Here is a 22,302-nt window from a genome sequence, read left to right on the forward strand (position 1 = left end):
ATCCATGCCCGTCAGGAAACCGTCCACCGAGCGGCAGCGGCGTCTCGGTGCTGAGTTGCGCAGGATGCGCGAACACATCGGGATGACGATCAACGAGGCCGCTACCCTGCATCGCACCGACCGGACGACAGTCAGCAATACCGAGTCCGCTCGATCTGGTGTCAGCGGCGACCGCGTAAGGGTATGGGCGAACAACTACCGTTGCCCGGATGCCCGATACGTCGATGCTCTGGAGGCGATGACTCGGGAGCGCGGGCCCAACTGGTGGGACGAGTACCGAGACTCTCTGCCCGCGAGCCTTCTGGATATCGCTGAGATGGAGCACCGTGCCTCGAAGCTGAGGTCAGCCCAGATCATGCACGTCCCTGGGATGCTCCAGCGGCCCGACTACATGCGCGGCATCTTCGCGGAAGCGGTTCCCGCGATGGACCCTGCAGACCTGGACCGGCACATCGAGTTCCGCGTCAGGCGTGCCGCCCTGCTCGACCGTTCCGATCCGCCACCGTGTGAGTTCCTCATCCACGAGTCCGCGTTGAGGATGCGGTTTGGCGATCGCAACGTGCTGCGGAGGCAGCTTGAGTGCCTGCTGGAGCAGTCCGATCGACCCAACATCACCCTGCGAATCGTGCCGTTCGACGCCGGCGGATTCGCGAACGCAGGTAGCTCGACCCTCTACGCGTGCGGCCCCGTTCCTGCGCTGGACACCGTTCAGATCGATGTCCCCACAGGTGTGACCTTCCTGCATGCGGAGACCTACCTGGTGAACTACCGTGCGGTTCTTGACCGTATGCGTGAACGCGCCATCGAGCCGGAAGCCTCAGTTGGGTTCATCCGGCAAGTGGCAAAAGGGATCTGAAGGTTGGGAAGCGGTGGAACTTCAGTGGCGCAAGGCGTCCTTCTCGGCGGACACGGGGAGCTGCGTCGAGCTGGCTGAGCAGGGCGGGGAAATCTTGCTGCGTGAGAGTGACGATCCTGAGGTGGTCGTCCGAACCACTCGGGCGAAGCTTCGGGCGTTCCTGGCGGGCGCCAAAGCTGGAGAGTTCGACGACTTTGCGTGAGTGAGGCTGCTCGGGCATATGCCACTTCACTTCGTACGCGCAACATGTTGTCTTAGTCCACACGTGGCCCGTACTCTGGGTGTTGTTCAGCTAACTCGGCGTGAAGAGTCGGTTGGCTGACGCAAAGTGCCCCGGCGGTGTGCGACCACCCCGGGGCATGGCCAACGCTTCAGAGGAGCGTCAGCGTGTTCCACCGTATCCGTACCGGCCTGCCACGAGCACTCGTGCATATGGCCCTGTCCTTTCTGGCGCGCATCCGACATGCCTCCAACTCGCCCGCGTCGGTGAGCCCGTCCGTCCCCGCGCCCTCCCCGTTCACCGACCCCAGCCCCCAATCCCCGTACGGACAAAGGCCCCTCCGCCTCGATCACCCCTCCCGCCCCCACCCCCTCGACCCCGAACGCCGCCTCCGCCGTACCGTCATGCGGCTCGCGCTCGACGGGCTGGTGGTCGCTGCCGGCGTGGGGCAGGCGTACAGCACCGGGAGCCTGGTGCTCGCGTCGACCAGGACGGTGGTCTGATGGGCGGCACGCCGGAGGTCCGCGTCAGCCGGGTGCCGAGCAAGCCCGTGCGGCGGGAAGCGGACGGATCGCTCGCGATCGACCTCTGGCTGCGTCGGGACGGGGCCTTCGAGGCCGATGCCTCGCTGCGGCTGACGCCCGCCGAGGCCGAGGCCCTGCACGCGCAGCTCTGTTACGCCCTCGATGACGCCACCGCCGCTCTCATCAGCCCCGCCTCCGGGCTGCCCGACTGCCGCAAGGGCGTCCTCACCACACACCGCCCGGCCTGACCGGCGACAGCCGAGCACCGCACCAGGTCCCGCAGCCCCAACTGCGGGACCTGGCCCGCGTGCCCGCCCCACCCCTGGCGCACAATGGACCTTCGAACGGGTTCACCAGTACGTCGGTCGGTACGCGGGGAGGCACGGGGGATGGCTACCGAAGTGGTCGAGGGGACGACTGAGCAGGTCGAGGCGGAGTGGCCGCTGCTGGCCCATCTCAAGGCCATGGGGTGGCAGCACATCCAGGGTGCCCGGCTGAGGGCCGAAGGGGAGCGCGACGACTTCAGGCAAGTGCTGCTGGAGCGCAGGCTCCGGGCCGCCGTGCGCCGGTACTCCTCGTGGATGACCGACGACACGCACACCGACCCCGCCGTACGCTCGCTGCGTGCTGCCGCCCGGCACGTATCCGCGCAGTCCCTGCCACAAGCCAACCGCGACGCGACCGATCTCCTCCTCTCCGGAGTCCTCCAGGCAGGTTCGGACGACCGGGACGTCAAGACGCGGTTCGTCGACTGGTCGTCCGAGGCGCTGGAGGGCAGCCGAGAGGAGCGTCTGGCCCGGAACGACTACGTCGTCGTCGACCAGCTGCGGGTGTGCGACGCGGACGGTAAACCGGCCGTGCTGGACCTCGTGCTCTTCGTCAACGGCATCCCGCTCGTCGTCATCGAGTGCAAGTCGCCCGACGTCCGGGACCCGCTCGGCAGTGCCATTCGCGACCTGCGGGCCTATACCGGGCGGCCGGTGGACGATGACACCCGCAGTGGCGCGGGGGCGCTGCGCGGCGTCCCGCACCTGTTCGCACCGGTACAGCTGCTGGTCGCCGCCGACGGAACGGACGCCGCGCTCGGTACGTACTCCTCCTCCGAGGAGCACTACGCCCTGTGGCGCAGCATCAGCTCCGACTACGAGAAGCCGGTCCACCTTCAGCAGGAGCTGCGCGCCTGGGGGCTCCTCGGCGCGGAGGGCGAGCCCACTCTTCAGCAACAGCTGACCGCGATCGTCCTGCGGCCGGGGAACCTGCTCAACATCGTCCGGCACTACGTCTTCGAGAAGCCGCTCGGCGATGACAAGGGCCCCGGAGCGAAGAGGCGGGGGCGGGGCGCGGAGCCCAGAACGGCGAAGGTGGTCTGCCGGCACCAGCAGTACCGGGCCACCGAGAAGATCGTCGAGCGGCTGCGTACGCGGGGCAGCATTGCCGTCACCGGCGGGGATCTCGACCGGCGTGGCGGGGTCGTCTGGCACACCCAGGGCGCGGGCAAGAGTTTCACGATGCAGTTCCTCGCCCGGCGGCTGCACGCGAGCTCGGACCCTGCCCTGAACGGCATCACGATCGTCGCCGTCACGGACCGCATCGACCTTCAGCGGCAGTTGCGCAAGGCTGTGGCGCTCAGTGAGTCCGAGGTGCGTGAGGCGAAGTCCCGGACGGACCTGGAGAACCTGCTGGGCCGAGCCGGGCGGCACGGCGGACGCGCGGTGATCTTCGCGACCATTCAGAAGTTCCTCGGCGATCTGGTCGGGGGCAAGGGCGGGGCGACCGACACGGCGGGAGGCGAGGAGCGTTCGCTCGACGGAGAGTTCGAAGCGGATCGGGCGAAGACCGCGGCAGGTGTCAGCGCGCAGGAGGTCGCCGATCCCGTACCGGACGAGGAGACCCTGAAGAAGGCCGCGCGGATCTTTCCCGAGTGCAGTGACTCGGAGAGGGTCCTCGTGCTGGTGGACGAGGCCCACCGGTCCCACACCTCCGTCCTGCACGCCTGCCTGCGCAAGGCGCTGCCCAACGCGGCGCGGATCGGCTTCACCGGTACCCCGCTCATGGCGGGAAGGCGCGACGACACCGGCCGCATCTTCGGCCTGGAGCCGAGTACCACCCCGGGCGGAGACCCGGAGTTTCTCGACACCTACCGCATGACCGAGGCGGAACGCGACAAGGTCGTCGTGCCGGTACGCTACTCGGGCCGTGTCACCAAGGCCGAGGTCCGTGACAAGCAGCAGCTGGACGAGTGCTTCGAGGACCTGATCGAACCGCTGGAAGAGGCCGAGCGGGCCAGGGTGCGCGCGAAGTATGCCACTCCGTCCAAGCGGGCCGTGGCCGAGTCGCCGCCGCTGATCTGGCGCAAGGCCGCCGACATGCTGGAGCACTATGTGACCGGCCCGCTCACGGGCGGGTTCAAGGCCCAGGTCGCGGTGGTCAGCCGCAAGGCCGCGGTCCTCTACCGCAACGCGTTCCAGGAGGCCCGAACCGAACTGCTGCTGCGTGTAGCAGAGTTCGACGCGAGCGGGCGGCGGGAGTCGCTGCGGGGGAGGGCGCCGGAGTCCTACACCCGCGAGGAATCGCTCCTCCTTCGCGCCTGGCAGTTCCAGGAACTCCTGCGGCGCATCGACTTCGTCCCCGTGATCTCCGCCGGCTCGGAGCAGAAGTCCGGAAGGTGGACCGACTGGACCGACGAGAAGAAGCAGCGCGATCACATCGACCGGTTCCTCCGGCCCTTCCCCCAGCTGCCTCCCGACAACCCCTGGGCGTACACCCCGCCCGTCGAGCCGAACCCGGTGCCCGCCGGCTCCATCGGCGGGATGAACCCGTGGAGCGATCTGGTCTGGGGCAACGAGGCGGCCGACCCGCCGCCGATCGCCATTCTCATCGTGAAGTCCATGCTCCTCACCGGCTTCGACGCCCCCATCGAGCAGGCGCTCTACCTGGACCGGCCGATCCGCGACGCCGAACTCCTCCAGGCGATCGCGAGGGTCAACCGCCCCGCGCGGCGCAAGACCGAGGGACTCGTCGTCGATTACTACGGCGTGCTGAACAACCTCGCCATCACTCTGGCCGCCTACCGGGGCAACCCGCGTGCCAGGGAATCGCTGCGTGACATGGCCGACGAGCTGCCGGAGCTCGACCGGACGGCCGGGGAGTTCCGTACGTTTCTGGAGTCGGAGGGGATCGACCCGGCCGGTCTCGCGTCGCGGGCGGCGCTCGCGGAGGCTGTGCTCGCGCTCTCCGATCCCGTACTGCGGGCCAGCTTCGACCGGCTGCTCGGGGAGTACCTGGCAGTGGTGAACCGGGTCCTGCCGCACCAGGACGCCTTGGAGTACGTCCCCGACGCGCGGGCGTGGAGCGTGCTCCAGATGCGCGTACGCCGTCACTACCGCGACGACACCGGCGGCGGCTTCACGATGCGCGGCTACGGGCGCAAGGTGCGGGCGCTGATCGCCGAGCACCTGGAGGCGCAGGAGGTGGACGAGGCCGTTGCGCCGGTGTCCATCCTCGCTCCGGACTTCGACGAGGTGGTTGGGAGGCTTCCGGTGCGCGAGGCGGCGGCCGAACAGATCCAGGGTCTGCGGTACCACCTGGAGGAGCGACAGGCGGTCGAGGACCGGCCGGTGTACCGGCAGCTGTCCGCGGAGCTGGAGCGGGTGCTGGAGGAGTTCGCCGGACGCTGGGACGACATCCTCCGGGAGCTCGGCCCCCTGGTCGAGCGGGCGCGTCAGGCCGAGCAGGTCGATCCGGCTGTCGCCGACCTGCCCCCGATGGAGCGGAAGCTCCACGAGCTACTCAGGGAGAAGCTGAAGGCGAGTGAACTGCTCGACGATCCGGAGCCGCAGGAACTGCGCAGGGTCGTAGCCGAGGTTTACGACGAGATCACCAGCCGGGTGAGCCTCGCGTCCTTCGGTGGGCAGGCGGCTCATGTGGCTCACCTGGAGGCGTGCCTTCACACAAGGCTCCGCGAGGCGGGATACCGGGGGGAGGGTGCGAGGCGTAAGCAGGTGAACGCCGAAGTGAGCCGGATCGCATCCACGCTCGCGGGCTACGCTGCGCAGCACCTGGAGGCCTTCCGGGCCGAGGTGCGGAGAGAATAGTCCGTATGTCTCCCCTGCCGTCCGCAGCCGGCTCGACCCCCAGTGAGCGCACGCTCACCGAGGGCGGAGCCTTGGTCGTCGACGGGCGGGAGCTGAGGGTACGGATCAGCGTCCGTCGGCGGCGGCTGGGTCTGACGGTCGAGCGAGACCGGTCGCTCACGCTCCATGTGCCCAAGGGGTGCGAGGTGGGGCGGGCCGAGGACTTCGTACGCTCCAGCGCAGGGTGGATCGATGCCAAGACGCGCCTCAGCGAGGAGCGCCGCCAGCTCCATCCCACCCGCTCGCTCAAGGACGGCGAGATCCACCGCTATCTGGGGCGGGATCACCGGCTCCTCGTCGTCGACGACGCGTCGGCTGGGGCCCCGGCCGACGCTGTCCGTCTGGTCGCTGGGAGGCTCCGGCTGGACCGCACGGCCGCTGCCGATCCGGAGCTCGCACGGAGGGCACTCGCGGACTGGTACAGCCGTGCGGGGCAACGGTGGATGCGGGGGCGGCTCCAGCCCTGGGCCGCCCGGATGGATGTGCGGGAGCCTGCCGTACGAGTGCGGGACCTGGGGCACCGGTGGGGAAGCTATCGGGCCGGTGTGGGAGACGGCGACGAGGGGATGATCTTCCTGCACTGGGCGGTGTTCCAGCTGCCGATCCACCTCGTGGACTACGTGGTCGCGCATGAGCTGGCCCACGTGAGGGTGGCCGGGCACGGTCCCGAGTACTGGCGACTGCTGGGCAGGGCCCTGCCTGAATGCCGTCGGCTGAAGACGGAGCTGGACGAGCTGGGCCGACGTGTCTGGATGGGTGACCTGGCCTGATCCGAGCTGCTGACCACGAGAGGTGCCTGGCGTCGGGTGCGGGCGTCGGGCCGAGCGAAGATCAGTCCCGCTGCCCGCCTCAGTCGGTGTCCGTCGCCGCGAGTACGGCGATCCGGCGGCAGTCGGGGGAGAGGGCGGCGATGCCGTAGTCGGCGAAGGCGTCGTTGTGGAACCACTCTGCGTCCGACTCGAAGTGGAACCATGTCGTCTGCCCGATGTGGTGCTCCACCTCCTCCGCGCTCGCCCCCGCCGGGGCGTCGCTGAGGGCCGCCATGGACTTCCACGCCCACAGCCGGCCGAACGCGCCGTGCGCACCGTGGTGATACATGCCGCCCATCGACGCGGTGGCGTAGAGCAGGTTCCAGATCTCGTCGGCGGGGCGGCGGGAGATCTCGAAGCGGCCCGTGGCGCCGAGTTCCTCGACGCATTCCATCGGCAGGGTGGGCAGCAGTGCGGGCACCCTGTCCGGCTCCACGTCCTCGTCCGTCAGAAAGACCCAGGCCTCGGAGTCCCCCCAGCCGCCGGCCTTCGGCGCGGCGATGATCGTCTGATGCAGGTGGAGAGTCGCGGAGTCCACCAGGGCCGACCGCTCCGGCGTACGGGGCGTCGGTGGGTCGACCCGGCCCTCGTTGGGAAGGGTGACGCCGCCGGGGCGTGCACTGCCGTTGACCGAACGGCTGGGAAAGGTGAGTCGGGTCTCCAGCGCGCTGCGGTGCCGGGGCAGCCATACCAGCGGATGGTCGTCGTACCTCACACGCGTCCAGTCGTTCGTCTTCGGGAACGCGTCCATGTCCTCGCCCCGCAGGATCAGTTCGTGGAAGAGGCAGATGCGCAGCTCGTCCAGCCGGCCCTCCGGGTCGCGCTCGGAGAGCGGGCCCACCAGGTCGGCCGCCTCCCGGTGCTCCGCCAGGAGCGAGGCCACGAACCGGGGCGCGAGGTCGACCCCATGGCCCTGCTGACGATCGAACAGCCGGAGCAGCTGGGTCAGGCTGTCGTGGCCCGGAGTGATGGCCAGCACCTTGACGAGCATGGCCAGCTGGTGCTGGTGCTCGCGCGTCCTCCTGGTGGCGGCGTCGATCCTGTCCGTCAGTTCCCGGGCCAGGCCTGCCACCTGGCGGGAGTCGCCCTGCGCGGCGCGCTGTTGGGCCGCTTCCCAGGAGAAGCGTCGGGCGTCGTCATCGGTGTCGTTCACGGTTTCTCACTCTAGTTGGACAGAGCGGCAGTCATTGGTCTGGACCTTGACAGGTCCAGACCAATGCGGTTTGGGTGGTGGCCCCCCATGTCGGCCCGCCGGGGCGCTCGGGCGTTCGGTGTGCCGCGTCGAAGGAGTGAGCAGCCCTGTCCCGCATCGATCGCTTCACGAAGCTCTTGACCGCGCCGGCCGCCCTGGCCGTCCTCGCCGCCGCCCTCGTCACGGCGGCCCCCGCCGCCTCCGCCTCGACCTCCGCCGCCGAGCCCTGCGCCCCGCTCCACAGCGCGACGGCCGACTACCGCGCCGGGGACACCGTCTCCCACCACGGCCGCAACTGGAGCGCCAAGTGGTGGACGCGCGGGGAGAATCCGGGCGCGGGCTCCGCGTGGGCGGACCGGGGCGCCTGTACGGGAGGGGTGTCCGACTTCGTCATCGGCGAGGCGGAGTTCGACGCGATCTTCCCGGACCGCGACCCCTTCTACACGTACCAGGGCCTGATCGACGCACTGCACGCCTACCCGCACTTCGCCAACGTCGGTACGCCGCAGACCCGGGCCCGGGAGGCGGCGGCGTTCCTGACGCACGCGGACTTCGAGTCGGTGGGGCTGAAGTACGTCAAGGAGATCAACGAGGCCAACTACGGGCGCAAGTGCGACGACACCCAGCCCTTCGGGTGCCCGGCGGGCCGTGAGGCGTACTACGGGCGCGGCCCGATCATGTTCAGCTGGAACTTCAACTACAAGGCCGCCGGTGACGCCCTCGGGCTCGATCTGCTGAACGACCCGTGGCTGGTCGAGCGGGATCCGTCCGTGGCCTGGGCCACCGCCCTCTGGTACTGGAACACCCAGAACGGCCCCGGCACCATGACCTCGCACGAGGCGATGGTCGGCGGCGCGGGCTTCGGTGAGACGATCCGCTCGCTCAACGGCGCGCTGGAGTGCGACGGCGGCAATCCGGAGTCGGTGGCCGCGCGGGTGGAGCGGTACGAGCGCATCACGGGCGTCGTCGGGGTGGCGCCGGGGTCCGGGCTCACCTGCTGAACCGGAACCGGAACCCGGCGGGTTGATGCCGGAGAGCGCGTCCGCCGGGCGGGCGGGGCTGTCCGCATGCTGGGCGGGCCGGAAGATTTTACCTTCGGGCCCACCTCCGTTCGCGGAAGATCCGGATGGACTCCTTCCGGAATAGGGGCTGTTGAGAGCGCTCTTGACGCGAACGCCCGGGGCGGGCCCGGCCGGGGCCGGTGCGACCTCCGTCCTTTCCGAGGATGGTCTAGACCTTGACAGGTCCAGACCATCCTCGCTTGAGTGTCGGGCACCCCCACGGCGGCGCACGGCCGGACGTCGCGCCGCGTCTAAGGAGTGTGATCACGTGATTCGACGTGTCATGGCCCTGCTGGTCGCGCTCGGCGCGATCGTCGCGGCGCTCGTCGTCCTTCCCGCTGCCACCGCGCAGGCCGCCACCTGCGCCACGGCCTGGAACTCCTCCGCGGTCTACACCGGAGGCGGCACCGCCTCCTACAACGGCCGCAACTACACCGCCAAGTGGTGGACCCAGAACGAGACGCCGGGCAGCTCCGACGTCTGGGCCGACAACGGCGCCTGCGGCACCGGCGGCGGCGGTGAGGACCCGGGCCAGAGCAACGGCTTCGTCGTCAGCGAGGCCCAGTTCAACCAGATGTTCCCGAACCGGAACGCCTTCTACACCTACCAGGGCCTGACCGACGCCCTGAGCGCCTACCCGGCCTTCGCCAACACCGGAAGCGACGAGATCAAGAAGCGGGAGGCCGCGGCCTTCCTCGCCAACGTCAGCCACGAGACCGGCGGGCTGGTGTACATCAAGGAAGTCAACGAGGCGAACTACCCGCACTACTGCGACGCGAGCCAGCCCTACGGCTGCCCGGCCGGCCAGTCCGCGTACTACGGCAAGGGCCCGATCCAGCTGAGCTGGAACTTCAACTACAAGGCGGCCGGTGACGCGCTGGGCATCGACCTGCTGAACAACCCGTACCTCGTGGAGCAGAACTCCGCCATCGCCTGGAAGACCGGCCTCTGGTACTGGAACACCCAGAGCGGCCCCGGCACGATGACCGGCCACAACGCCATCGTCAACAACGCCGGCTTCGGCGAGACCATCCGCTCCATCAACGGAGCGATCGAGTGCAACGGCGGCAACCCGGCCCAGGTCCAGAGCCGGATCGACAAGTTCACGCAGTTCACCCAGGTGCTCGGCACCACCACCGGCTCGAACCTGAGCTGCTGACCCCCGGTCCTCACGAGGACCTGAGAGCCCCACCCGAGCGGGGGGTGCGTCCGGCGAGAGCCGGAGCGCACCCCCCGTTCCGGCGTCCGGACCCGGCCGCCGAGCGGGGCTTTTGCCCTCCCGGTCAAACGCCTCGCCGCTGACCGCGATCGAGTGGCACGGTGTTCCAGCCCGGTCCTCCGGTGTCTTTCCTCGTCCCGTCCGGATCACCGGCGCACCACGGACAGAGCGCATCACGAACAAGGGGGAACCAAGTGAATCTGCACGGGAGGGGTGGCCGGGCGGTCGCAGCGGCCATGGGCACCGCCATCGCGCTCACGCTGGGACTGTCGGCCTCGCCGGCTTCGGCGAAGGCATCCGACGGCTGGGTACGCGGGTACGACACGTTCACGGACGACTTCGACGACGAGGGGGTCCTGAGCAAGACCAGCCACACCCGGTCCAACGCCACCTGCCTGTGGCAGCGGATCCTGTGGGCCGAAGGGGCGAAGTACCGTCCCAGCCTGGAGGCCCCCGACCGGCTGTTCAAGAGCAGCCAGATCACCGGAATCTTCGACGACGCCACCTACCGGGCGACCCGGGCACTTCAGGCCCGCTGGGACCTGGGTGTCGACGGCGAGGTCGGAAAGGCGTCGCTCGGCCGGGCGGGCACACACCTGCGCAAGAAGTCGGGGAGTACGGCGCGGGGGAAGAAGCTGGTCCTCCGGTACTCGGGCGACGCCCACACCATCACGATCGAGCGCAACACCGAAGGGAAGTACCTCTTCAAGGACAGGAACAACGGCTGGCGACAGGCCGGGTACGACTACCGCAGCTGCCCCTGAGGGGCCTTCGCGCGGGCGGGGTACGGACGAGCGGGGGACGGGCCCGGCCGGGCGCGCTCACACCAGCTGTGGCTTCACCGACATCAGCAGGTGGCGGTGGGCGTCCGTGCCCGTCCCGTCCGTGATCATCGCGCGCTGGCCGGCCCCCAGCAGCAGGAGCCGCAGCGACGGATCCGTGAACGAGGCCAGGGCGTCGGCCAGATAGCCCGGGTTGAAGGCCACGGTCAGTTCCTCGGGCCCCTCCAGGACGGCCGGCAGCCGCTGGGAGGCCACATCGTCCTCGTAACCCGCCCGGAGCAGGACCGAGGCGTCGGCGCGGGAGAAGGTCATCTGCACCGGGCTGTCCCCGTCGGCGACGACGGAGACCCGCTTGACGGCCTCCGTCAGCCGGGCCCGGTCCACCACCGCGACCGCCGGGTCCGCCATCGCGAACAGCTTCTCGTGGCGCGGCAGTCGGCCCTCCAGGAGGCGCACGGTGGTCCGCATCCCGGCGTGTTCGAAGCCCGCCGAACCGGCGTCCAGGGCGACGCTGACCTGTCCGGACCGGCCCAGCGAGCGGGCGATCTCGGTGAGGCGGCGGGCGGAGACGATGACGTCGGCGCTCTCGCCGGGGGCGGTCGCCTTCCACGGGAGGGTGCGTACGGCGAAGCGGTAGCGGTCGGTCGCGGCGAGCGTCATCGTGTCGCCGTCGAGACCCAGCCGGATTCCGGTGAGCGCGGGCAGGGTGTCGTCGCGACCGGCGGCCACCGCCACATCGGCCACGGCCGACCCGAACAGCTCCGCGTCCACCGCGCCCCGGATCCGCGGCAGCGCGGGCAGCGCCGGGTAGTCGTCCAGGGGCAGCACGGAGAGGCCGAACCGGGCGCCGTCGCCCGCGACCGTGAACCGTGAGCCCTCCACCGCGCACTCCACGGGGCCCTCGGGCAGCACCTTGCAGATGTCCAGCAGCCGCCGCCCCATGACGAGCACCCGCCCGGGCCGCACGACGTCGGCGTCCACGTCGACGCGCGCGGACGCCTCGTAGTCCAGCCCGGAGATCCGCAGCCGCCCGCCCTCGCCCTCCGTGTCCAGCAGCAGGCCGCCCAGCACCGGGACGGGTGAGCGTACGGGCAGGACGCGGGCGGCCCAGGCCACGGCCTCGGTCAGGGCACTGCGTTCGATACGGAACTCCATGGGGCGCCTCTCCTCGGACGTCGCGAGCCGGAGGCCGGAAGGCCGTATCCGACTTCTCCGTACGACGTTAGGAGGCACCACTGACAATCGGGGCCGGCCGGCGGGCCCGGGCGGCGGTGCGCGGGCCGGGAACCGGCGACAGCGACCACCCCCGTGAGCCGCTGCCGCCGCGCCCCCGAGTGCTCCGGCCTTCCCCCGTCTCCCCCGACGTGCCGGAACACGTTCGGACGATAGAACGGCGGGTAGGGAACCGGGAGATTCAATACGCCCAGTGGGGCGGTCACGGGGGTATCGGTCCGCACAGTCGGGCCGATTGGTCCCCCCGTACCGCGGCTGTGTCCTGGGCAGGAACGGGGGACGGATGCGGGTACAGGAGCGTGCGGACGATCTGCTGCGGATGCACCGGCTGGCCCGCTCCGGCGGAACGGCCGAGCTGCTGCGCTGGCTGGCCGGGCGGGCCGAGGGCTGGGCCGGGCTCGTCGGGCCGGACGGGACGGTGCTGCACGCGGCGGCCCGGACGGAGCGGGTGGTGGTGCCCGATGTCGCGGGGCTCGTCGCCGAGGGCGCGAGCACCCTCACGGAGCGCGGGGCCCGGGCGTACTCGCTGGACACCGGTGCGCACACGGCCCTGTTGTTCCCGCTGAGCGCCGACGACCCCGCCGCGTCGGTGCTCGTCGTCGTCGCGCCCCGGCCGGTGGCCGCCGGGCTCGCCACGCTGCTGGCCGACGTGGTCCTGCCGCTGGCCCTGTGCCTCCAGGCCGAGACGCTGGAGCGCAAACGCCGCCGGGTGGACCTCGCCGAGTCCCGGGGCCGTGAGGCGGTGCTGCATCTGCTGATGACGGGCCAGCTCTCCATCGCCCAGCAGGTCGCCGGCGCGCTGCGGCCCCGGCTGCCCGATCCGGTACGGGTGTGTGTCGTGGAGTGCTCCGGCGACGGGCGCGACGAGGTGGCCCGGGTCTGTGTGGAGGCGGACGGCGGCCGGTCCTGGATCGTGCGGTGCCCGGTCTACGCGCGCCATCTCATCCTCGTGATGCCCGCCGGGGCGACCGAGCCGGACGCCGTCGCGACCGACGAGGCCGTCGCCGCCCGGGTGGGCGACTGCGTGGTGGGCGTCAGCGAGCCGGTGCCGCTGGCCGACACCGCCACCGGCTACCGCCAGGCCTTCCACGCCCTGGCCGTCGCCCGTGAACTGCCCGCCCGGCATGCCCGGTTCGGGGCCTCGCCGGATCCCGCGCTGGTCGTCGGACCGATCGGCCGGCAGTGGGCGGACGAGCTGCTGACGCCGCTGCTGACCCATGTGCCGCGCCGTGCGCAGGACCCCGGGAGCCAGGAGCTGGCGGCCACGGCCGCGTCCTGGCTGGCGTTCTCCTCGCACGCGACCGACCACCTCAAGGTCCACCGCAACACCCTCGCCGCCCGGCTGAGGCTCATCGGCGAACTGCTCGGCCTCGACCTGCACCGGCTGTCCGACCAGGCCGCGCTGGACCTGGCGCTGCGCGTCCGTGCCACCCCCGCCCCGGCGTGCACCCCCGAGCCCACCCCGTACATCGACGGCGGATCCGGTCCGCGAGCGGCGGCGCGGGGCCTCGACACCGTCCTGCGCCGCCCTGCCGTACGGGACTGGGCCGACCGGCAACTGGCCCCCGTACTCGGCTCCGAGGAGACCCTGCGGACCTGGTTGCGCTGCGAGGGCCGCCTCGGGCCCGCGGCCGCCGAGCTGGGCATCAGCGTGCCCGGCGCCCGCAAGCGCCTCACCCGGCTGGAGACGGTCCTCCAGCGTTCGCTGCTCCGGCCTCCGAGCGCCCGCTACGACCTGTGGCTGGCGCTGCGCGCCCATGACCTGGCGGCGGAGGCGCGGCAGGAGAACCGGTAGGTGGTCCAGCAGGGGGTCGATGCCTCTTCGGCCGGTGCCCGGCGAGGCATATTCACCATTCCCTCTTCGCCGTGTTCCGGATTTCTCCGGAGAATCCGACACAGGTTACCGACCGGTCGGGTTCTTTTTGCGCGCGGTCGACCGCACCGTATTTAACTGCGCGTCCAATGGGCGGCCGATGAGCGGACAATTGCTCGGCTGAGTGGCAGTTCACGGACAGGCGGATGAACGCGGTATTGCGCTGCGGAGAACGGTGCGGGCGCGAGAGGGCTCGGGAAATTTGCTAATGCACTCCGGGATGCTGGGAAACGGTTACGCGAGCGGAGACGCCGTAGGGCACCGCCGCGGTTGCAACCCATGGTCCCGGGACGGTCACATCGTGCACGGACCAGTCGCGCGCGGTGCCCGGCGGGCCGGCCGTGACCGTGACCGGGCCTCGGCGGTCCGGGTGCGTCTCGATGCGGGACAGGTTCGTCGCGATACCGGTTCCGAGCGCCTTGAGCGCGGCTTCCTTCCGTGTCCAGCAGCGGAGGAAGGCGCGCTCGCGAGCCGCTCCGGCCGGTAGGCCGAGCAACTGCCGGTGCTCGGTGGCCGTGAGCGCGACGCGGGCCAACTCGCTGAGGTTCAGAGGTCGTTCCGCCTCGATGTCGATGCCGACCGGAACCTGTGCGACGGCCAGCAGGCAGCGGCCCGACGCGTGCGAGAGGCTGATCCGGAACGGGCTTCGCGGGTGCAGCACCGCCGGCGGTCCGTGGTCCGCGGCTCCGCACCCGGGGCACGGCAGCCGGCCCAGGGCGACGGCGCCCGGCGCGACCCCGAGGAGCTCCGCCAGGATGCGGCGGACGCCGGCGCGGCTGCCGACGAACTGGGCCGCCTGGGCGGGGTGTTGGATGCGATCCAGCCTTTCGCGCTCGTTCGGGCCGAGTACGGCGAGATCGGCCGAATCGGTGCTGTTCCCGGCGAGTTGCCACCAGTGGACGGCCACATCGGTGGCTGCGGGGGCCTGGAGTGCGGTCACGGGAAGAGCGTAGGACGGGCTCCGAGGTTGACGGCTACGGCTGTCCTCTATGGGACAGGCGTGACTTCGCTGCGTGACGGTCCGGTCACATACGGAAGAGTAAGTGGAGTGTGAGTGGTGCGAATGTGCGTCAGGGGTGCAGCTTCCTGACATCTGCGGGCTCGCGGGAGGTGCGGAACGTGGTGGTGGAGGAGGTTGCAGAGCCTATTCATGAAGCGGAAAGGACCGCCGTTGACGGGTTCACGTTCGCGACCTAATCTCTGGGTGAGCCGCAAAGATTGGCGTGTAAGTGCCTATGAGGTCCCGCCAATTGGTTCTCAATTCAACTGCGCATGGTCGATGACACCCCGGCGATATCTGATGCACGTCATCGGTTCCCGGAGTGATCGCCACTGGGTAACGGGGGAGTGGAATGGGTTCGGGGGTGGCGAGTGTGCGTGGGGAAGTGCACCGACCGGAGGACAGGCAACGCACCGATTCCGTCGAGCGGGCGCTCCTGGAGGCACGCGCGCTGATCGAGTCCTCGGTGTCGATGCACCGCAACCGGCCCGGAGGCACGTCGCTGCTGGTGCGCGCGGACGACGGCTCGGTCGTCGACGCGGTGAAACGCCTGATGGCGGGCGCGCGGTACTCGGCCCACCTGGCGGTGACGAGCAACCGCAAGCACTCGGCCGTGGTGTGTTCCTCCGTCGCGGACTCGATGGCCGGCGCGCCGCGCACGGCACGCGAGGGCCGGGGCAGGCTGGCCGTCCGGCTGCTCGCGTCCGGCGGCGCGCTCGAACTGAACCCGGAGTGCCGTCAGTCGTTCGCCGACACCTATCTCGAAGTGCGCATGACGAAGGGTGAGCTGCGCGAGGCGCTGATCGTCGACGGGCGCACGGCGCTGGTCCAGTCGGGCAACGGCTCGGCCGGCCGGCACGCCGCGATCATCACCGACCCGGCGGCGGTCGGCGCGCTCGACCTGCTCTTCGCCGGGGCCTGGGCCAACGCGCGCCCCGTCGCCGACGAACTGCGGCTGGACCGCAGCCTGCGCAGCGCGCTGACCCGGCGGATCCTGGAACAGCTCCGCGCGGGGCGCACCGACGACGTGGCGGCACGGGAGATCGACGTCTCGCTGCGTACGTACCGGCGGCATGTCGCCGACATCATGCGCGAACTCGGGGCGAACTCCCGGTTCCAGGCCGGAGCGCGCGCCGTCGAGCTGGGTCTGCTGGAGCGGTGCTGAGCCGTCGGCTCGGGCGGTGGCACCGGCAGAGAGACATCGGGGGGCGACAGGATGACCAGGACGACATCTGCGAGAGGGTCCGAGGATCCGGGCGAGAGCGGCCGCGGGCCGAACGCGGGCAAGGAACCGCTCAGACCCGCGGAGGCCGATGACCGCGCCGGGCGGGACGCGCAGGACGGACCGGCCGCCGGCCAGGACGCCATCGAGCGCGCTCTGCTGGAGGTCCGGGCCATGATCGAGACGACCGTGGAGCAGCACCGCGACCGGGTCTCGTGGGACCAGCTGATCACCGCGCTCGACGGACGAAAACCCGAAGTGCTCGGCGAAGCCCACAAGTTGGTGCTCCAGGCCGCCACCAGCATCGATGTGGTGCTGGCCGCGGGACCGAGCTGCGGCGCCGAGGCCAAGGCGGCGCTCGGCGATCTGATCCGCCTGGTGCCGGACACCGTACGGCTGCGGCTGCTCTGCTCGCCGGCCATGATCGACGAGGACTTCGTACGGCGCCAGCGCGAGCGCGACGCGCCGGTCGAGGTCAGAGTGGCGCGTGTGCCCCCCTTACAGGCCATGATCGTCGACGATTCCGTGGCGCTGGTCTCCGCCGAGTCCCCGACCGGCCGCCGCGCGTCCCTCATCCGCGTTCCCGATGTCATCCGCACGCTCTGCACGCTCTACGACGGTGTCTGGGGCAACGCGGTGACGGCCGACGGGCGCATCACCTTCGGCGACCACTCCCGGTCCGATCTCGCGCGGCAGATACTGGCCGCGCTGCGCGCCGGCATCACCGACGAGGTCGCCGCCCGCGAACTGACCGTCTCGGTGCGCACCTACCGGCGCTACGTGGCGGAGATCATGACCCTGCTCGACGCCAGCTCCCGGTTCCAGGCCGGCGTGCGGGCCGCCGAACTCGGCCTGCTCGGTGCGGTGAAGCCGCAGCAGACCCCGCAGCCTCGTGCCGAGGACTGAGCGGCCGACGCCCGCGCGGCGGTCCTGGCAGCTTCCTGAAGCACCCGTTGTCCGGTCCGGAAACCGACGACTAGAACAAGCTGCGGTGACCGTCGCCCCCGGGCGACACCACCCGTACCCCCACCGCCTTGACCCTGTTCCGCTGACGCGAGGTGCGAAGAGATGACGGCAGGCATCGCCGGCGGATGGTTCCGCCGGTACGAGGCTGCGGCCCCCGGCGAACGGCTCGTGGTACTGCCGCACGCCGGAGGATCCGCCGCGTTCTACCGCCGGTGGGGAGCGTCCTTCGGCCCGGAGACCGATGTGCTGGTGGCGTGCTACCCGGGCCGGCACACCAGGCTCGACGAGCCGCTCCTGCGGACCATGGACGAGCTCGCCGACGCGGTGACGGCGGCGCTGCTGCCGTTCACGGATCTGCCGCTGAGCCTCTTCGGTCACAGCATGGGCGCGTCACTGGCCCACGAGGTGGCGCTCCGGCTGGGGGCACGGCACTCCGTGCGGCTCGCCGGACTGCATGTGTCCAGCCGCAGGCCGCCGCACCGGCTCACCGCCCGCCGTCTCCATCTGGCGGACGACCGGACGCTGATCGACGAGGTCGTCCGCCTCGGCGGCACCGACGCGGCCGCGCTCGCCGACCCCGGTCTGCGGGCCATGGTGCTGCCGGTGATCCGCGCGGACTTCGAGATCGCCGGCACCTACGGTCCGCGCGCCGCCGTCCCGGTCGGCTGCCCGGTGCACGCGTACGCCGGCGACCGCGACCCCGCCGTGAGCCCCGCCGACCTCGCCGCCTGGGCCGACATCGCCCCGGCCGGCTTCCGCCGACGGCTCTTCCCCGGCGGCCACTTCTACCTCGTCGACCGGCACGCCGAACTGACCGGCGAGCTCGGGCGCTCCCTGGCAGGTGTCCGATGACCACCTATCCCTCGCCCACGGCCACGCTCCGCCACGACAGCGGAGTCGCCGTGCTGGACAAGGCGTCGCTCCTGCTGAGCGTGTTGGAGGACGGGCCCGCCTCGGTGTCCAGGATCGTCGCGCTCACCGGGCTGACCCGGCCCACCGCACACCGTCTCGCGCTCGCGCTCCAGCGCCTCCGCCTGGTCACGCGCGACAACGGAGGCCGCTTCCTGCTCGGGCCCCGGCTCGGCGAGATGGCGGTGACGGAGCACGGTGACCGGATGCTCGCGCAGGCCACGCCCGTACTGGCCGAACTGCGCGAGGAGACCGGAGCCTCCGCACGTCTGCACCGCCGCTGCGACGGTCATCAGCTGTGCGTGGCCGTCGCCGAGACGGCGGACCCGGCGACACCGCCGCTGCCGGTCGGCACGGCCGCCGGTCTGCGGTCCGGTCCGGTGGCGCAGGTCCTGCTGGCCTGGGCGGAGCCGGACGTGCTCTACCAGGGCCTGGCCGGCGCGCGGTTCACCGCCGCGGTGCTGGCGCAGGTGCGCCACCGCGGCTGGGCCCAGGGCGCGGGCGGGCCCGGTGCGACGGACACGCTGGCCGTTCCGGTACGCGGGCCCGGCGGCCGGGTCGTCGCGGCGCTCTCGTTGTCCGGCCCGGCGACCGTGCCGGACGCGCGGAAGTGCACCGCGGCGATGATCGACGCGGCGCTGCGCCTGGGCGAAGCCTGCGAAGGATGACCTGTTCGACACCGGGCCGGTGGTGTGCATGACGGCCCGTCATGATTTGACTCCGCGTGTGGAGTTCCGGATTCTCGGCGCGACCGAGATCTGGTCGGGAGGCGTACGCATCCCGCTGACGGCGGCCAAGCAGCGCACGGTGCTCGCGGCGCTCCTCATCTCCCCGGGGCGGTTCGTCTCCGACGCGTGGCTCGCCGAACTGCTCTGGGGCGCGAATCCGCCCGCCACCAGGACCGCCCAGCTCTACACCTATGTGTCGCGGCTGAGGCGCTGCTGCGGTCCCGGCCTGCGCGTGGTGCGCCGGCACCGCGGCTACCACCTGGTCCTCGGCACCGCGTGGTTCGACTGGGCGGCGTTCCAGCAGCTCGCCGAGCAGGGGCGCCGGGATCTGGTGAAGCACCGGTACGCGGAGGCCGCGGCCTGCCTGGACTCGGCGCTGAAGCTGTGGCAGGGCCCGGCGCTGTCCGACGTCACCGAGTTCCTGACCCGGAGCGAGCTGCCGGCGCTGGAGGAGGCCCGCCTCGCCGCGATCGAGAACCGCATGGCGGCCGTCCTCGCGCTGGGCCGGCACGCCGCCGCGCTGCCGGAGCTGACCCGGCTCGTCGCCGAGCATCCGACCCGGGAATCGCTGCGCGGCCACCTGATGGTCGCGCTGTACCGGGGCGACCGGCAGATGGACGCGCTGCGCGTGTACGAGCAGGGCCGCCGCGTTCTCCAGGAGGAGCTGGGCGTGGTGCCGGGAGCGGCGCTGCGCGCGCTGCACCGTTCGGTCCTGCTGGAGGAGCTGCCCGGCCCGGCGGCGACCGAGGTGCTGACGCCGGTGCCCGCCGGACCGCGCCCGGACGCCGCTCCGGCCGCTCCGGCCGGTCCGGCCGCTCCGGCCGGTCCGGCCGGTCCGGCGGGGCAGGCCGCGCCGGCGCTCCAGCGGCACCGCGGCCCGCACAGCCCCTGGCTCGGCCTGGTGCCGGCGATGCTGCCGATGGATCCGGTCGGCTTCGTCGGACGGCGCTTCGAACTCGCCGATGTGCTGGAGGAGTTGCGTGGCAGCCGGTCCGGCGGCCGGGGCGTCCTCCTGACCGGTGAGGCCGGGGCCGGCAAGACCGCGCTGGCCGTGCGGGCCGGCCACATCTGCCGCGACGACTTCTGGCAGGGCCAGCTCTACATCGACCTGCGGCGCGAGAGCGGCGGCGCGAAGAGCCCGCTGGAGGTGCTCGGCTGCTTCCTGCGCGCGCTGATTCCCGAGCGCGGCGCTGACCTGCCGGCGACGCTGGACGAACGGCTCCAGCTCTACCGCAGCGCGCTGTCGCGCCGCCGCGTCCTGGTGGTGCTGGACAACGTGGTGGACGCCGGTCAGGTGCGGCCGCTGCTGGCGAGCGGTCCCGGCTGCCGGACGCTGATCACCGGCCGTCGCTCGCTGGCCTCGCTGGACGGCGTACGAGCGGTCCGTATCGGCCGGCTCGACCAGGCGGAGGCGCGGGAGCTGCTGGTGTCCGCCGTCGGCAAGGACCGGCTGGAGGCCGAACCCGGCGCTGTGCACAGGCTGTTGACGGCCTGCGACGGCAATCCTCTGGCGCTGCGGTTCTGCGCGGCCCGGCTGGTGGCGCGGCCGAGGTGGCCGGTGGAGCGGCTGGTGGCCCGGCTGGACCAGGGCGAGGTGCGGGCCGAGGAGTGGGGCGAGGGCAGCCTCGATCCGCTGGCGGGTCTGCGCGCCGGAGTCCTGGAGCTCGGGCCGTTCCTCCGGCCGGTGCTGCGGACGCTGGCGCGCGCCGAGCGCGGCGCGTTCACCCCGGCCGCCGCCGCGCGGCGGCTGAACTGGTCCGAGGAGCGCACCAGGATGGCGCTCGCGGCGCTGGTCGAGGCCGGACTGCTCGCCTCGGTGGGTGAACCGGACACGGTCCTCGTCACTCCGCGCGGCGGTGGCGCCGCCGTGCGGCCGGCGCGGGAACGCTACCGGTGCTCGCCGCTGGTCCGCCTGCTCTTCCGGGAGCCGACGGCCGGCCTCCGGCAGCCTTCGTAGGCCGGTCGGGCCGGTCGGCCGCTCGGTCGGGCCGGTCGGGCTGCCGTACGGCTGGTCAGGCCGTACGGCGGTACGCGGGTTCCGGGAGCCCGGCGTCCGGCCGGGCTCCCGTCGATCACGCGGTACCGGGAGCGGGCGGCTCGCCGGTGGCCCCGTCCGGAGGCGCGCCGGGGCCCGGACTCAGCGCGTCGTCGATGAACGCCGCCAGCAGCGCCGCCCACCGCAGACCCTGGTCGTCGTTGTCGGCGGCCGAGCCGTCCTCCGTGCGGTCCTGCGTGCAGTCCGTCTCCGTGATGTCCGCCGAGCCGTCCCCGTGCGGTACCTCTGCCGGATCCGGCGCCGCGTCCTGGCTCATGATCCCCTCCTCCGTGACCCGCCCCTGCCGGGCGTTCTTCCCAGGGTTGGGTACCTGCCTATGCGTTCTCTATACTCCGGGCCGCGCCGCGCCAGGACACCTCGCACACCACGTCCCCGGCACGAACTCACTGGCAGCTTCCTGAAGTTGGGATTGCGCCGGACCGTCGTCACACCGTTCCATGGGTGTGTCAGGTGTGGTGCTCGCCCCTCCCGCGAAGCCCCCTGTGCGACGGCCGAATTCACCCCCCCCGTTGACGCCGTCGCGATGCCTGAGGTCCGGATCCCGTGGGATCCGGACCTCAGGCCGCATGTGTGTGCATCCCTACCGTCCCCGTCGCCCGACGGGGTGAGAAAGAGGTTCCGGTATGACCGCCGTGGCTCCCGAACGGGTGGATGCGGTCAGCGGTGTCGGAGTGCTCGACAAGGCGTCGCTGCTGCTGGAAGTGATGGAGCTGGGGCCCGCCTCGCTGGCGGAGCTGGTGGCACGCACCGGCCTCAAGCGGCCGACCGTGCACCGGCTGGCGACCGCGCTGGAGCGGCTGCGGCTGGTCGCCCGGGACCGGCGGGGCCGGTTCGTGCTCGGGCCCCGGCTCGGCGACATGGCGGTCGAGGCCGGCCGCGACCGGCTGGTCGCCGCGGCCGGTCCGGTGCTCGGCCGGCTGCGCGACCGCGTCGGCGCCAGCGCACGCCTCTACCGCCGCCACGGCGACCTGCGCGTCTGTGTCGCCGCCGCCGAATGCGGGGCGCAGCTGCCGCCGGTGCCGGTCGGCGCGGCGCTGCCGATGCACGCCGGGGCGGCCGCTCAGGTGCTGGTCGCCTGGGAGGCGCCGGAGCTGCTCTTCCGGAGCCTGCGCGGAGCGCGGTTCACCGCGGCGACGCTCACCTGCGTACGGCAGCAGGGCTGGGCGCAGACGGTCGGCGCCGATGACGCCGAGCGCGAGACCGCGTCCGTGGCCGTGCCGGTGCGCGGACCCGGCAACCGCGTCGTCGCCGCGGTGTGCGTGGCCGGGCCGGTGTCACGGCTCGGCCGGCGGCCCGGCCGGCAGTACGGAGCCGCCGCCATCGACGCCGCGGTGCAGCTAGGTGCTGGTCTGACGGTCTGAACCGGCCCGCGCTGGCAGCTTCATGTAGCCGGCATTGCCCCGGCACCGCGCGGCGGATAAACATGGGAACGTGAATTCGGGCCGGCGGTCGAATGCCGGACGAATCGTCGACGGGACGCCCGTAGGACAGAGGTCCGAGGACGGGCGGGTCCTGTTCT

The 22,302-nt window shown here is 71.7% G+C and carries 20 protein-coding genes; 16 read left to right on the forward strand and 4 right to left on the reverse strand.

The features are described 5' to 3' along the window. Positions 1-4 precede the first annotated feature (4 nt). The 6 genes from KV381_RS19910 to KV381_RS19935 all read left to right on the forward strand — a co-directional run bounded on the left by KV381_RS19910 (position 5) and on the right by KV381_RS19935 (position 6,503). Positions 5-856, forward strand: a complete 852-nt coding sequence (locus tag KV381_RS19910; RefSeq protein WP_218785899.1) for a Scr1 family TA system antitoxin-like transcriptional regulator — start codon at positions 5-7, stop codon at positions 854-856. Positions 857-869: 13 nt separating this feature from the next. Further along, complete coding sequence (locus tag KV381_RS19915) at positions 870-1,058, forward strand: DUF397 domain-containing protein (RefSeq protein WP_218785901.1); 189 nt, start codon at positions 870-872, stop codon at positions 1,056-1,058. A 185-nt stretch (positions 1,059-1,243) separates the two neighbouring features. Further along, on the forward strand, positions 1,244-1,579 hold the full coding sequence (locus KV381_RS19920) for a hypothetical protein (protein ID WP_218785903.1): 336 nt from the start codon (positions 1,244-1,246) through the stop codon (positions 1,577-1,579). Then, positions 1,579-1,848, forward strand: a complete 270-nt coding sequence (locus KV381_RS19925) for a hypothetical protein (protein ID WP_218785905.1) — start codon at positions 1,579-1,581, stop codon at positions 1,846-1,848. The genes KV381_RS19920 and KV381_RS19925 overlap by 1 nt, the downstream gene beginning before the upstream one ends. A gap of 141 nt (positions 1,849-1,989) precedes the next feature. Continuing rightward, entirely contained in the window at positions 1,990-5,694 is a 3,705-nt protein-coding gene (locus KV381_RS19930; protein WP_218785907.1) for a type I restriction endonuclease subunit R, read from the forward strand. 5 nt (positions 5,695-5,699) lie between these two features. Next, a complete protein-coding gene (locus KV381_RS19935) occupies positions 5,700-6,503 on the forward strand; it encodes a SprT family zinc-dependent metalloprotease (protein WP_249628341.1) in 804 nt (267 codons plus the stop codon). A gap of 79 nt (positions 6,504-6,582) precedes the next feature. On the opposite strand, the gene KV381_RS19940 is transcribed toward KV381_RS19935, so the two are convergent. Further along, positions 6,583-7,695, reverse strand: a complete 1,113-nt coding sequence (locus KV381_RS19940; protein ID WP_218785909.1) for a DUF6183 family protein — start codon at positions 7,693-7,695, stop codon at positions 6,583-6,585. 176 nt (positions 7,696-7,871) lie between these two features. Between KV381_RS19940 and KV381_RS19945 the strand changes: the two genes are divergently transcribed. The 3 genes from KV381_RS19945 to KV381_RS19955 all read left to right on the forward strand — a co-directional run bounded on the left by KV381_RS19945 (position 7,872) and on the right by KV381_RS19955 (position 10,778). Next, entirely contained in the window at positions 7,872-8,735 is an 864-nt protein-coding gene (locus KV381_RS19945) for a glycoside hydrolase family 19 protein (RefSeq protein ID WP_078846079.1), read from the forward strand. Between the two features lie 328 nt (positions 8,736-9,063). Further along, complete coding sequence (locus KV381_RS19950) at positions 9,064-9,954, forward strand: glycoside hydrolase family 19 protein (RefSeq protein ID WP_030633582.1); 891 nt, start codon at positions 9,064-9,066, stop codon at positions 9,952-9,954. Between the two features lie 254 nt (positions 9,955-10,208). Further along, entirely contained in the window at positions 10,209-10,778 is a 570-nt protein-coding gene (locus tag KV381_RS19955) for a peptidoglycan-binding protein (protein WP_256995108.1), read from the forward strand. A gap of 57 nt (positions 10,779-10,835) precedes the next feature. Here KV381_RS19955 and dnaN read toward each other — a convergent pair whose 3' ends face one another. After that, entirely contained in the window at positions 10,836-11,951 is a 1,116-nt protein-coding gene (gene dnaN / locus KV381_RS19960) for a DNA polymerase III subunit beta (RefSeq protein WP_218785911.1), read from the reverse strand. Between the two features lie 397 nt (positions 11,952-12,348). Here dnaN and KV381_RS19965 point away from each other — a divergent pair, with 397 nt between their 5' ends. After that, on the forward strand, positions 12,349-13,824 hold the full coding sequence (locus tag KV381_RS19965; RefSeq protein WP_030082091.1) for a helix-turn-helix domain-containing protein: 1,476 nt from the start codon (positions 12,349-12,351) through the stop codon (positions 13,822-13,824). Positions 13,825-14,107: 283 nt separating this feature from the next. Here KV381_RS19965 and KV381_RS19970 read toward each other — a convergent pair whose 3' ends face one another. Further along, a complete protein-coding gene (locus tag KV381_RS19970) occupies positions 14,108-14,842 on the reverse strand; it encodes a 4'-phosphopantetheinyl transferase superfamily protein (RefSeq protein ID WP_230543991.1) in 735 nt (244 codons plus the stop codon). A 445-nt stretch (positions 14,843-15,287) separates the two neighbouring features. Here KV381_RS19970 and KV381_RS19975 point away from each other — a divergent pair, with 445 nt between their 5' ends. The 5 genes from KV381_RS19975 to KV381_RS19995 all read left to right on the forward strand — a co-directional run bounded on the left by KV381_RS19975 (position 15,288) and on the right by KV381_RS19995 (position 20,684). Further along, on the forward strand, positions 15,288-16,067 hold the full coding sequence (locus KV381_RS19975) for a hypothetical protein (protein ID WP_218785913.1): 780 nt from the start codon (positions 15,288-15,290) through the stop codon (positions 16,065-16,067). Between the two features lie 51 nt (positions 16,068-16,118). Next, complete coding sequence (locus KV381_RS19980; protein WP_230543990.1) at positions 16,119-17,030, forward strand: LuxR family transcriptional regulator; 912 nt, start codon at positions 16,119-16,121, stop codon at positions 17,028-17,030. Between the two features lie 162 nt (positions 17,031-17,192). Next, on the forward strand, positions 17,193-17,942 hold the full coding sequence (locus KV381_RS19985; protein WP_218785915.1) for a thioesterase II family protein: 750 nt from the start codon (positions 17,193-17,195) through the stop codon (positions 17,940-17,942). Next, positions 17,939-18,667, forward strand: a complete 729-nt coding sequence (locus KV381_RS19990; RefSeq protein WP_030633600.1) for an IclR family transcriptional regulator — start codon at positions 17,939-17,941, stop codon at positions 18,665-18,667. The genes KV381_RS19985 and KV381_RS19990 overlap by 4 nt, the downstream gene beginning before the upstream one ends. A gap of 58 nt (positions 18,668-18,725) precedes the next feature. After that, positions 18,726-20,684, forward strand: coding sequence for a BTAD domain-containing putative transcriptional regulator (locus KV381_RS19995; protein WP_218785917.1), 1,959 nt, complete (start codon positions 18,726-18,728; stop codon positions 20,682-20,684). A 115-nt stretch (positions 20,685-20,799) separates the two neighbouring features. Here the strand turns inward: KV381_RS19995 and KV381_RS20000 are convergent, their stop codons facing one another. Next, positions 20,800-21,039, reverse strand: coding sequence for a hypothetical protein (locus KV381_RS20000; RefSeq protein ID WP_086777693.1), 240 nt, complete (start codon positions 21,037-21,039; stop codon positions 20,800-20,802). Positions 21,040-21,430: 391 nt separating this feature from the next. On the opposite strand from KV381_RS20000, the gene KV381_RS20005 reads away from it, so the two are divergent. Next, a complete protein-coding gene (locus KV381_RS20005) occupies positions 21,431-22,144 on the forward strand; it encodes an IclR family transcriptional regulator (RefSeq protein ID WP_030082104.1) in 714 nt (237 codons plus the stop codon). Positions 22,145-22,302: the final 158 nt, after the last annotated feature.

This window comes from Streptomyces sp. WY228 (assembly GCF_019287315.1).
In the GTDB taxonomy this organism is placed as follows: domain Bacteria; phylum Actinomycetota; class Actinomycetes; order Streptomycetales; family Streptomycetaceae; genus Streptomyces; species Streptomyces caviscabies.

Coding starts and splice junctions, on each gene's coding strand:
- KV381_RS19910 (WP_218785899.1), top strand. CDS start 5: ATGCCCGTCAGGAAACCGTCCACCGAGCGGCAGCGGCGTCTCGGTGCT.
- KV381_RS19925 (WP_218785905.1), top strand. CDS start 1,579: ATGGGCGGCACGCCGGAGGTCCGCGTCAGCCGGGTGCCGAGCAAGCCC.
- KV381_RS19930 (WP_218785907.1), top strand. CDS start 1,990: ATGGCTACCGAAGTGGTCGAGGGGACGACTGAGCAGGTCGAGGCGGAG.
- KV381_RS19935 (WP_249628341.1), top strand. CDS start 5,700: ATGTCTCCCCTGCCGTCCGCAGCCGGCTCGACCCCCAGTGAGCGCACG.
- dnaN (WP_218785911.1), bottom strand. CDS start 11,951: ATGGAGTTCCGTATCGAACGCAGTGCCCTGACCGAGGCCGTGGCCTGG.
- KV381_RS19965 (WP_030082091.1), top strand. CDS start 12,349: ATGCACCGGCTGGCCCGCTCCGGCGGAACGGCCGAGCTGCTGCGCTGG.
- KV381_RS19980 (WP_230543990.1), top strand. CDS start 16,119: ATGACCAGGACGACATCTGCGAGAGGGTCCGAGGATCCGGGCGAGAGC.
- KV381_RS19985 (WP_218785915.1), top strand. CDS start 17,193: ATGACGGCAGGCATCGCCGGCGGATGGTTCCGCCGGTACGAGGCTGCG.
- KV381_RS19990 (WP_030633600.1), top strand. CDS start 17,939: ATGACCACCTATCCCTCGCCCACGGCCACGCTCCGCCACGACAGCGGA.
- KV381_RS20000 (WP_086777693.1), bottom strand. CDS start 21,039: ATGAGCCAGGACGCGGCGCCGGATCCGGCAGAGGTACCGCACGGGGAC.